The organism is Metabacillus sp. KUDC1714 (assembly GCF_014217835.1).
In the GTDB taxonomy this organism is placed as follows: Bacteria; Bacillota; Bacilli; order Bacillales; family Bacillaceae; genus Metabacillus; species Metabacillus rhizosphaerae.
Window position 1 is genome coordinate 4,378,790 of sequence record NZ_CP055263.1, and the last position, 12,052, is coordinate 4,390,841.

Here is a 12,052-nt window from a genome sequence, read left to right on the forward strand (position 1 = left end):
ATATGGGGTGTTACGGTTGAGTGAATTAGGAGATCGACTGAAACAAGCAAGAGAAGAAAAGAATATTAGCTTGGACGACCTTCAAGCAATGACGAAAATTCAAAAGCGCTATTTACTTGGTATTGAAGAAGGCAACTATTCCATGATACCTGGTAAATTTTATGTACGTGCGTTTATTAAGCAATATGCTGAAGCAGTGAATTTAGATCCAGATATGATCTTTGAAGAATTTAAAAACGAAGTTCCAAGTACATATAATGAAGATTTACCTGAACAGCTATCACGAGTAAAAACACATAAAGAACTTCCTAAATCTGCGTCTAAATTTCTCGATCTGCTTCCTAAATTATTAATTGTGATAGTTATTGTTATTATTGCAATTGTCTTCTGGCTATGGAGACAAAATGCAACTGAAAGTAATCAAGGTGGCGATACTACTGTTGAAAACGAGAACGAATATACAAACAATATTGAAAATACTACATCCACTGATGAGGAAAACGAATCGGTAGAAAAAGAACAAGAGGATGCGACAGCAGAGGAAGAAACTAAATCAGAACCTGAAGCACCAGTTCAAACACTTTCTGTAAAAGAAGTAAAAGGTAATACAACAACATATGAACTTACTGGTGCAGATAAATTTGAATTAGAGGTAATTGCTAAAAGTAGAACATGGGTAGGTATTAAAAATGGAAAAGGTAAAAGTTTCTTTGGTGCTGAAATTGCACAAGGGGAATCCCACGTATCTGACTTTACAGCTGAATCAGAAATCACAGTAAGGGTTGGGAATGTTCCTGGTACTGATCTAAAAGTTAATGGTGAGTTGTTAAAATTTGAAGATACGAAGACAACACCTCAAAACATTACGATTATTTATAGTAAAGAATAGGGATTGACTCATGTTAATGTGTCAGACACCCATCCGTCCTCATGTCGGATGAGGTGTCAGGCTTTTATTTTGAGTCGTTCCCTTTTACTATTGATTAATTTTTAGGCTCTGTTAAAGCTCACTGTTGATTTTGGCACTTAGTTCATTGGGAGCGGATATGTGAGACTCCTGCAGGTGCAAAGCACCGAGAAGGTTCCCAGACCGCCCGCAGAAAGTGAACGCATGCAGCGGAAATCAACACCTAAGTTTAGCAGAGCCAATTTTAAAAAAACACGGAGGAAATCAAACATGAATTTACCTAATAAAATAACGATCTCGAGAATATTACTAATTCCAGTTTTCATGGTGATTATGCTTGCACCATTCAATTGGGGAGAGTTAACTTTTGGTTCTGAAACGATTTTAGTTACACATTTTGTTGGTGCACTTATATTTATTATTGCATCAACAACAGATTGGATTGACGGTTATTATGCTCGAAAGCTTAACCAGGTTACCAATCTCGGGAAATTTTTAGATCCTTTGGCAGATAAACTACTTGTTTCTGCGGCATTAATTATCCTAGTAGAACTTAAACTTGCACCTTCTTGGATGGTCATTCTCATCATTAGTCGTGAGTTTGCAGTAACAGGTCTGAGACTTGTATTAGCAGGTGAAGGTGAGGTTGTTGCAGCGAACATGTTAGGGAAAATTAAAACTTGGACACAGATTATAGCCATCTCAGCTCTATTACTTCATAACCTGCCTTTTGAATTTATAAATCTTCCATTTGGAATGATAGCCTTATGGGTTGCGACCTTTTTTACAGTAATATCAGGCTGGGACTATTTTAATAAAAACAAGCAGGCCTTTATTAACTCCAAGTGACCTTTAACCCCCTACAGGAGGAATACAAAATGAATATACGTACAGAAATAATTGCTGTTGGCTCTGAATTACTGCTTGGGCAAATTGTAAACAGCAATGCTCAATTTTTATCTAAAGAACTTGCTGAACTTGGGATGAATGTTTATTATCATACTGTAGTTGGTGACAATCCTACCCGACTTGAGCAAGCAATTAAAATTGCTAAGGAACGATCAAACATTATTATTTTCACTGGAGGGCTTGGACCTACAAAGGATGATTTAACGAAAGAAACCATCTCTAAATCACTTGGTAAGGAACTTATATTTGATCAGGCTGCGTTAGAAAGCATTGAACAATACTTTGTTCAAACTAAACGAATCATGTCTGAAAATAATAAAAAGCAAGCACTTGTACTAGATGGCTCATACATATTGAAGAATGATTATGGGATGGCACCTGGGATGGCTTTAGAAGTTGATCATACTATCTATATGCTTTTACCTGGTCCTCCGAGTGAAATGAAACCAATGTTCCAAAACTATGGTCGAGAATATTTTCAAAATCAACTTGGTTTTCAGGAAAAGATTATTTCTCGTGTGTTAAGATTCTTTGGTATAGGTGAATCCCAGCTTGAGACAGACATACAAGACATCATTGATGAACAGATAAACCCAACCGTTGCCCCCTTAGCATCTGAAGGTGAAGTAACGTTACGATTAACCGCAAAGCATGTAGACGAAGAAGTTGCGAATCAACTATTAAACGAACTTGAACAAAAAATTCATGCACGTGTTGGAGAATATTTATACGGTTATGAACAAACAACACTTGCTCAAGAACTTAAAACACTGTTAATAGATAAACAGAAAACAATATCTGCAGCAGAAAGTTTAACAGGTGGAATGTTTTCTGAACAACTAACAGCCTTAGAGGGTTCATCACAATTTTTAAAAGGTAGTATTATTAGCTATTCAAATGAGATGAAGGCACAAATACTAAATGTATCAAAGCAAACACTTGATGAATATGGGGCTGTCAGTGAGCAATGTGCAAAGGAAATGGCAGAGCAAGTACGCAAGATATCAAATAGTGATATCGGTATTAGCTTTACAGGTGTTGCAGGTCCAGAACCACATGAGGGACAACCTGTAGGTACAGTATTTATCGGTATTTCTATGAAGGATAGTGAAACAAAAATTTATCCGTTTCATTTTGCAGGTTCAAGAAAAGGAATTCGTGTGAGAACGGTAAAGTATGGATGTCATTATTTAGTAAAACTTTTATCGGAAATAGAATGATATAATAATCTCTCGTAAACTTCTTAAATGATTACTTACTTGAGAGAATGAAATAGGATCTGATTTTCAGATCCTATTTCATTTATGGGAACTGACTGTTTAATAAATAGATAAAATTAGATTTTATTGCTTCATATTACTCTTAATTTCAAAAAACTCTCTAAAGAAAAGTGAAAATTAAGAACGTTTTTTAAAAGAAAACAATCGAATAAATGTTCGATTTTTACTTGGCAAACGATAAAAAAAGCGTTATATTATATATAGATTCATTTAAAGGAGGAAATTTTGTGAGCGATCGTCAAGCTGCCTTAGATATGGCGTTAAAACAAATAGAGAAGCAATTCGGTAAAGGTTCCATTATGAAATTAGGGGAACAAACAGATAGAAAGATTTTAACATCTCCAAGTGGTTCACTAGCTCTTGATGCGGCATTAGGAGTAGGTGGATATCCTCGTGGTAGAATTATAGAGATATACGGTCCTGAAAGCTCTGGTAAAACGACTGTAGCGCTTCATGCTATTGCTGAAGTACAGCAACAAGGTGGACAAGCAGCATTTATCGATGCAGAGCACGCACTTGATCCTGTCTATGCACAAAAGCTAGGTGTTAATATAGATGAACTATTATTATCTCAACCTGACACAGGAGAGCAGGCACTTGAAATTGCTGAAGCGCTTGTTCGAAGTGGCGCTATTGATATACTAGTTATTGACTCAGTTGCTGCATTAGTGCCTAAAGCTGAAATTGAAGGTGAGATGGGTGATTCACACGTTGGTCTTCAAGCACGTTTAATGTCACAAGCATTACGAAAACTGTCAGGTGCTATTAATAAATCAAAAACAATCGCGATTTTTATAAACCAAATTCGCGAAAAAATTGGTGTTATGTTTGGTAATCCAGAAACAACACCAGGCGGACGTGCTTTAAAATTCTATTCATCAGTTCGTCTAGAGGTTCGTCGCGCAGAAACACTTAAACAAGGAAACGATATGGTCGGAAACAAGACGAAAATCAAAATTGTGAAAAACAAAGTTGCTCCACCATTCAAAGTGGCTGAAGTGGACATCATGTACGGTGAAGGGATCTCTAAAGAGGGAGAAATTATCGATTTAGGATCTGATATTGATATTGTTCAAAAAAGTGGTTCTTGGTATTCATATAATGAAGAGCGTTTAGGACAAGGTCGTGAAAATGCGAAGCAATTCCTAAAAGAAAACCCAGCTCTTCGTTTAGAAATTCAAGAAAAAATCCGTAAGCATTATGGATTGGATGAAGATGTCATTGCTCCGGATGAGAGTCAAGAGGAATTAGATTTATTAGAGGATTAATTTAAAAAGGGCAACTTGCCCTTTTTTTGTATGCTCTTTTCAGGTATGGATGAAAAACATAAACATTGCGAAAATTTCTTTTTTATTCAACCCATAAGAGCATATTAGAATCTAGAGAAAAGTCTTTATATGAAAATAGTATTTTACTCGTCATACAATACTATAGATAAGAAAATGACTAAAGATAACTTGAATGCGTATAGAAAGGTATCATATTTGGATATAATCATTATAATTAATTTTATCTAAAAACAATATATTATGACACAATTCTACAAAATTCACTCTTGTTTTCTCAATTTCAAAAAGGAAAATCAATCTTACTAATTGTTTAAGTGGCTACAATCGTTAGAACGACGGGCTTGACAAGAAAATTTCACACATTTACAATTAGGATGTATATTTTACAATTTTGTAGAATGATGATTGAAGCATTTTGAAAGCAAAAATGTTGGTACTTGATTTTGTCTTCCTAAAAAAAATATTGATAAGACGCAAAGTTCAACATGAAAACAAAGCTTTGTGCTGTATGTTGACAACTTAAAATTGAACAATGTACATGCCGACACTTTAATCTAGAAAAAACAAGTTCATAGCAAGAGGAGGTGTAATGATGGACATAGTATCAATAATCATCTCCATTTTGCTTGGCCTAATCGTCGGTGCAGTTGTTGGCTATTTTGTTCGTAAATCCATTGCCGAAGCGAAAATTGCTGGTGCAAATCATGCTGCAGAGCAGATTCTTGAAGATGCAAAGCGTGATGCAGAAGCAACGAAAAAAGAAGCACTTCTTGAAGCAAAGGACGAAATTCACAAGTTGCGAACAGATGCAGAGCAGGAAGTTCGTGAGAGACGAAATGAGCTTCAGAAACAAGAAAATCGCTTATTACAAAAGGAAGAGAATCTTGACCGTAAGGACGAGTCTTTAGATAAACGTGAAGTTATGCTAGAGAAAAAAGAAGATTCTCTGAATGAAAGACAACAGCATATTGAAGAGATGGAAAGCAAAGTGGACGAGATGGTGCGTAAACAGCAAACAGAGCTTGAGCGCATATCTAGCCTTACACGAGATGAAGCAAAGTCGATCATTCTTGAAAAGGTTGAAAAAGAACTTACACATGATACCGCTATAATGATTAAAGATAGCGAAAGTCGTGCCAAGGAAGAAGCTGACAAGAAGGCAAAAGAAATCCTGTCGCTTGCTATTCAACGATGTGCAGCAGATCATGTAGCCGAAACTACAGTATCTGTTGTCAATCTTCCAAATGATGAAATGAAGGGTCGTATTATTGGACGTGAGGGACGTAATATCCGTACTTTAGAAACATTAACGGGTATAGACCTTATCATTGACGATACGCCTGAAGCAGTAATTTTATCAGGGTTTGATCCAATCCGTAGGGAAACTGCAAGAATAGCGTTAGATAAGCTTGTTCAGGACGGTCGTATTCACCCTGCACGTATCGAAGAGATGGTTGAGAAGTCTCGACGTGAAGTTGATGAATACATTCGAGAAATCGGAGAACAAACGACATTTGAGGTTGGTGTACATGGACTTCATCCTGATCTAATAAAAATTCTTGGTCGTTTGAAATTCAGAACAAGTTATGGTCAAAACGTGTTAAAGCACTCTACTGAGGTATCATTCTTAGCAGGCCTAATGGCTGCCGAACTTGGTGAAGATGTGTTATTAGCTAAACGAGCAGGGCTCCTGCATGATATTGGTAAAGCAATTGATCATGAGGTGGAAGGAAGTCACGTTGAAATTGGTGTTGAGCTTGCAACAAAGTATAAAGAGCATCCTGTTGTGATAAATAGTATTGCTTCACACCATGGTGACACAGAGCCAACTTCAATCATTGCTGTTATTGTTGCAGCAGCAGATGCATTATCAGCGGCAAGACCTGGTGCACGTAGTGAAACGCTTGAAAATTACATTCGTCGCCTAGAGAAGCTCGAGGAAATCTCTGAATCATATGAAGGTGTTGAAAAGTCGTTTGCGATCCAAGCAGGTCGAGAAGTACGTATTATGGTTAAGCCTGATAGTATTGACGATCTACAAGCTCATCGCTTGGCAAGAGACATCAGAAAAAGAATTGAAGAAGAACTCGACTATCCTGGTCACATTAAAGTAACTGTTATCCGTGAAACAAGAGCAGTTGAATATGCAAAATAAAGTGGTGCAGAAATGCGCCACTTTATTTTTTATGAAGTTTGTGTAAAACTAAGAAAGACTTTTTGCAAATTAGCGTTTTGATGATAAAAATAAAGATTACTTAAATAGAGGGGCTTCAATTATGAAAATATTGTTTGTTGGTGATGTATTTGGTTCACCAGGTCGAGATATGATTAAAGAATATTTACCTAAGCTAAAAACAAAATATAACCCACATGTTGTAATTATTAATGGAGAAAATGCTGCACATGGTAAAGGGATTACAGAAAAGATCTATCAGCAATTTATTGAATGTGGAGCACATGTTATTACGATGGGAAATCATACTTGGGATAATCGTGAAATATTTGAGTTTATAGACCATGCTAAAAAGATGATCCGTCCTGCTAACTTTCCAGAGGGAAATCCAGGGAAAGGCATGATCTTTGTAACAATTGGTGGAAAAGAAGTAGCGGTTATTAATTTACAAGGGAGAGCATTTTTACCGCCATCTGATTGTCCGTTTAAAAAGGCTGATGAGCTTGTTGCAGAAGCTAAAAAACGTACACCAATAATATTTGTTGATTTTCATGGAGAAGCAACAAGTGAGAAGCAAGCGATGGGATGGTATTTAGATGGGAAAGTTTCAGCTGTCGTTGGTACACATACACATGTCCAAACAGCAGATGAACGTATTTTAGATAAAGGGACAGCTTACATAACGGATGTCGGAATGACAGGCCCTTACGATGGGATATTGGGTGTAAATCGAGATATGATTCTGAAAAGGTTTTTAACAAGTTTACCTGTACGTCACGATGTAGCTGAAGGACGTACGCAGTTAAGTGCAGTTGTTGTTGATATCGATGATAAGACAGGGAATGCAAAAAAAATTGAAAGAGTTCTCATTAACGACGATCATATGTTTTTTGAATAAGGCTATCTTCTAAAAGATTGTTGCTTTAAAAACGAAATCAACCACACCGCACTACTTGGTAAATAGCAACTAAGTTTGCGAAAAAAGCCTTGAATAAAAATAGGTTAAAGGATATAAAGGAAAAATACCGAATAATGGATTTTTTTATGGCGAGAGGAATTATAAATCGCTTACGCTATTAGGTGAAGGATTTTTCAGAATAATGTGCGAACAAGCAGGAATACTTTCCATTTCTAGTGAATATAGTATCAATGGATGATGAACTAACACTGTTTAGAAGGCAAATGAGGGGATGGTCTTTTAAACAAGATATGCCAATGATTGTTCTAATGAACACTCAAGGATTCATTGAAAATTAAGGGGGAACTAGAAATGGAAATATTAAAAGTTTCAGCAAAGTCTAATCCTAATTCTGTCGCTGGTGCATTAGCTGGGGTTTTAAGAGAACGAGGAAATGCCGAAATTCAAGCTATTGGGGCTGGTGCACTCAATCAAGCTGTAAAAGCTGTCGCGATAGCAAGAGGCTTTGTAGCTCCGAGTGGTGTTGATTTAATATGTATTCCTGCTTTTACTGATATTCAAATAGATGGAGAAGAACGAACGGCAATTAAATTAATTGTCGAGCCAAGGTAACGTAAGGTTTACAAGTTTGGGGGATATATCCAATTGGGGTTTGACTCGTAACATTGAGTCAGACCCTTGTTTTGTTAAAGACTTGTTTTTAAAGGGGAGAAATGATTGATGAGACTGTTTGATGCACACTGTGATATGCTGTACAAGCTTTGGAAAGATCCGAAAATTAATGTTTTTGAAGACGAAAGCTTGCATGTCTCAATTGCAAAACTTAAAGCAATGAATAAGACAATCCAATGCTTTGCAATCTTTGTTCCAGAGGATGTTCCATTTAATAACCGATTATCGGTCGCTCATTCACAAATCAATATTTTTTATCAAAAGGTGCTAAAAAGATATCCAGAAATAAAATTAATAAAAACTAAATCTGATATCGACAGCCTTTCTGAAAATGATATAGGTGCTATTTTAACACTAGAAGGCTGTGATGCAATAGGAGATCAGATTGAACAATTAGAAATTCTTTATCAATTAGGGGTTCGTTCTGTTGGCTTAACTTGGAATTATGCAAATCTCGTAGCTGATGGTGCAAATGAGAAACGTAATGGTGGACTTACGAACTTTGGTAGGAAAGTGATTAACTATTTGAATGGACAAAGAATGTGGACAGATTTATCTCACACAAGTGAAAGAAGCTTTTGGGAGTCTTTAGAAATAGCTGACTACCCAATTGCTTCACATTCCAATGTTCATAGGCTTTGCCCACATGTACGTAATTTAAAAGATGAACAAATCGTTGCCTTGTTTAAAAAAAATGGAATGATAGGAGTAACGTTTGTCCCATTCTTTACAACCAATACTCCACAGCCAACCATTTCAGATGTCCTAAAACATGTAGATTATCTTTGTGCTTTAGGAGGAGAAAATAATATAGGATTTGGTTCAGACTTTGATGGGATTGATGAAACGATAATTGGTCTAGAAGATTACTCATGCTATTACAACTTTATCAATCAGTTACTCAACTATTATCCTCAAAAAATGGTAAATAAGCTGGTCTATCAAAACTTTATCGACAACATTTCATATTAAATAAATAGGAATGATAAGCTGCTGAAACAAGACTTTATTTTTCTTGTTATTTTGAGTCAAACACTTGTTTTTTTCTAAAGTAGGGTCTACAATTGTAAAAGTTTAGTGTAATTCCAATCAAATAACTCAGTTTAATTGAAAAGACAATATGTCAAATTTTCGTAGACTCTAAAGAAGTAGTAATGAAAATGGACAAGATTATGGTACACTGATAATTATATTTAAAAACATATAAATTAAAATATTGTATTTTTTGAGGGGTGTAAATACATGATAAGTCAACTTTCCTGGAAAGTTGGAGGACAGCAAGGAGAAGGTATTGAAAGTACTGGTGAAGTATTCTCTATTGCATTAAACCGACTAGGCTATTATTTATACGGATATCGTCACTTTTCGTCACGAATTAAAGGTGGACACACGAACAATAAAATTCGTGTAAGTACAACACAGGTTCGTTCAATTTCAGACGATCTTGATATATTAGTAGCTTTTGATCAAGAAACAATCGATGTAAATTTTCATGAGTTACGAGCTGGCGGGATTGTCCTAGCGGATTCAAAATTCAATCCAACCATTTCAGATGAAGCAAATGTTACGCTTTATTCAGTTCCATTTACAGCAATTGCTACTGAATTAGGTACATCATTAATGAAAAATATGGTTGCAATTGGAGCAACAAGTGCAATTCTTGATATAGATCCGAGTGGATACCGTGATGTTGTTAATGACACATATGGCCGCAAAGGTGAAAAGATTGTTGAGAAAAATATGCAAGCAATTGAAAAAGGTGCAGAGTATTTAAAAAATGAGCTTGGATTTGATCGCCAAGATATGTATCTTGAAAAAGCAGATGGCAATAAGCGTATGTTTATGATTGGGAATGATGCGATCGCATTAGGTGCATTAGCTGGAGGGTCACGCTTCATGGCTGCTTATCCAATTACACCTGCTTCAGAAATTATGGAATATTTAATTGAAAAACTTCCAAAATTCGGTGGAGCGGTTATTCAAACCGAAGATGAAATTGCAGCTTGTACAATGGCAATTGGTGCAAACTATGCAGGCGCACGTACCTTTACTGCATCAGCAGGTCCTGGCTTATCGTTAATGATGGAAGCAATTGGTCTATCAGGTATAACAGAACAACCTCTTGTTATTGTTGATACACAACGTGGTGGCCCAAGTACAGGATTACCAACAAAGCAAGAACAATCTGATTTAATGGCAATGATTTATGGTACACATGGGGAAATTCCTAAAGTTGTAATGGCTCCAAGTACAGTTCAAGAGGCATTCTACGATACAATCGAAGCATTCAATATTGCCGAAGAATATCAATGTCCTGTCATTTTGTTAACTGACTTACAACTATCATTAGGAAAACAAACCGTTGAACCGTTAGATTATAGCAACATCGAGATTCGTCGTGGCAAGCTTCAAACAGAAGAATTACCAGAAATTGAAAATAAAGGATACTTCAAACGCTTTGAAGTAACAAAAGACGGAGTATCACCACGTGTTATTCCAGGTATGAAAAACGGAATCCACCATGTTACAGGTGTAGAGCATGATGAAACTGGTAAGCCATCTGAGTCTGCAGGAAATCGTATTGATCAGATGGATAAACGATTAAGAAAGTTAAATAGCATGCAGTTCAAAAATCCAGTTCATAAAAATATCCAACATGAAAATCCAGATGTCCTACTTGTTGGTTTTATTTCAACAAGAGGAACAATCGAAGAAGCAATCGTGCGCTTAGAAGCAGAAGGTGTTAAGGTAAATCATGCTCAAATTCGCCTTATCCATCCTTTCCCGACTGAGGAAATGCTCCCATTAGTAGAATCTGCAAAAAAAGTCATTGTTGTTGAAAACAATGCAACTGGTCAGCTAGCAAGTCTTTTAAAGATGAATGTTGGTCATGCTAATAAAATTTCATCATTATTAAAATATGACGGTAATCCATTCCTACCTCATGAAATTCATACGAGAAGCAAGGAGTTGATCTAAAGATGGCAACAACGTTTAAAGATTTCAGAAACAACGTAAAACCAAACTGGTGTCCTGGTTGTGGTGACTTCTCTGTACAAGCTGCGATCCAGCGTGCTGCAGCAAATGTAGGTCTACAGCCAGATAATCTTGCTGTTGTGTCAGGTATCGGATGTTCTGGTCGGATATCTGGGTACATTAATTCGTATGGTTTTCACGGTATTCATGGTCGTTCATTACCAATTGCACAAGGTGTGAAAATGGCAAACCGAGACTTAACAGTTATCGCATCTGGTGGTGATGGAGACGGCTTTGCGATTGGTATGGGTCACACCATTCATGCTATCCGTCGTAACATTGACATCACGTATATTGTGATGGATAACCAAATATATGGATTAACAAAAGGTCAAACATCACCACGTAGTGATGCAGGCTTTGTTACAAAAAGTACACCTAAGGGCTCGATTGAATCTGCCTTATCTGTAATGGAAATGGCATTGACAGCTGGTGCGACATTTGTTGCTCAAAGTTTTTCAACTGACCTTAAGGATTTAACAGCATTAATTGAAGCAGGTATTAACCATAAAGGATTCTCACTAATTAACGTTTTTAGCCCTTGTGTAACGTATAACAAGGTCAACACGTATGATTGGTTTAAAGAGAATTTAACAAAGTTAGCTAATGTAGAAGGTTATGATCCTAATAATAAAGAATTAGCAATGCAAACATTAATGAAGCATAAAGGCTTGGTTACAGGATTAATTTATCAAAATACAGAGCAAAAATCTTATCAGGAACTGATCAATGGTTATAGCGAAACACCATTATCAGAAGCTGAATTAGCGATTGATGAAGAAGAATTTAATAAACTAGTTTCAGAATTTATGTAATAGTTGTTAGCGAAGGACTGATGGGAATTCATCAGTCTTTTTTGTATGTTCA

Annotated in this window: 10 protein-coding genes; all 10 read left to right on the plus strand. The window is 36.3% G+C overall.

Going from position 1 to position 12,052, the window contains the following annotated elements:
- The first annotated feature begins 16 nt into the window (after window positions 1-16).
- Window positions 17-889 carry a helix-turn-helix domain-containing protein gene (locus HUW50_RS20145; RefSeq protein WP_066337583.1) on the plus strand — a complete coding sequence of 291 codons (873 nt, stop codon included), beginning with the start codon at window positions 17-19 and terminating at the stop codon, window positions 887-889.
- Window positions 890-1,177: 288 nt separating this feature from the next.
- The gene (pgsA, locus tag HUW50_RS20150) at window positions 1,178-1,756 is read left to right on the plus strand and encodes a CDP-diacylglycerol--glycerol-3-phosphate 3-phosphatidyltransferase (RefSeq protein WP_066337582.1); all 579 of its coding nucleotides are present in this window, start codon (window positions 1,178-1,180) and stop codon (window positions 1,754-1,756) included.
- 29 nt (window positions 1,757-1,785) lie between these two features.
- Entirely contained in the window at window positions 1,786-3,036 is a 1,251-nt protein-coding gene (locus HUW50_RS20155; protein ID WP_311773993.1) for a competence/damage-inducible protein A, read from the plus strand.
- A 287-nt stretch (window positions 3,037-3,323) separates the two neighbouring features.
- Entirely contained in the window at window positions 3,324-4,364 is a 1,041-nt protein-coding gene (gene recA, locus HUW50_RS20160) for a recombinase RecA (RefSeq protein ID WP_066337578.1), read from the plus strand.
- Between the two features lie 613 nt (window positions 4,365-4,977).
- Window positions 4,978-6,540, plus strand: a complete 1,563-nt coding sequence (gene rny / locus HUW50_RS20165; protein ID WP_066337576.1) for a ribonuclease Y — start codon at window positions 4,978-4,980, stop codon at window positions 6,538-6,540.
- Window positions 6,541-6,661: 121 nt separating this feature from the next.
- The gene (locus HUW50_RS20170) at window positions 6,662-7,456 is read left to right on the plus strand and encodes a TIGR00282 family metallophosphoesterase (RefSeq protein ID WP_066337572.1); all 795 of its coding nucleotides are present in this window, start codon (window positions 6,662-6,664) and stop codon (window positions 7,454-7,456) included.
- 372 nt (window positions 7,457-7,828) lie between these two features.
- Window positions 7,829-8,089 carry a stage V sporulation protein SpoVS gene (gene spoVS / locus HUW50_RS20175; RefSeq protein ID WP_066231967.1) on the plus strand — a complete coding sequence of 87 codons (261 nt, stop codon included), beginning with the start codon at window positions 7,829-7,831 and terminating at the stop codon, window positions 8,087-8,089.
- A 108-nt stretch (window positions 8,090-8,197) separates the two neighbouring features.
- Window positions 8,198-9,121, plus strand: coding sequence for a dipeptidase (locus HUW50_RS20180; protein WP_066337567.1), 924 nt, complete (start codon window positions 8,198-8,200; stop codon window positions 9,119-9,121).
- Between the two features lie 270 nt (window positions 9,122-9,391).
- Window positions 9,392-11,128 (plus strand): 2-oxoacid:acceptor oxidoreductase subunit alpha, encoded by a 1,737-nt coding sequence (locus HUW50_RS20185; protein WP_066337565.1) that lies wholly within the window; start codon window positions 9,392-9,394, stop codon window positions 11,126-11,128.
- A 2-nt stretch (window positions 11,129-11,130) separates the two neighbouring features.
- Window positions 11,131-12,000 (plus strand): 2-oxoacid:ferredoxin oxidoreductase subunit beta, encoded by an 870-nt coding sequence (locus tag HUW50_RS20190; protein ID WP_066337563.1) that lies wholly within the window; start codon window positions 11,131-11,133, stop codon window positions 11,998-12,000.
- Window positions 12,001-12,052: the final 52 nt, after the last annotated feature.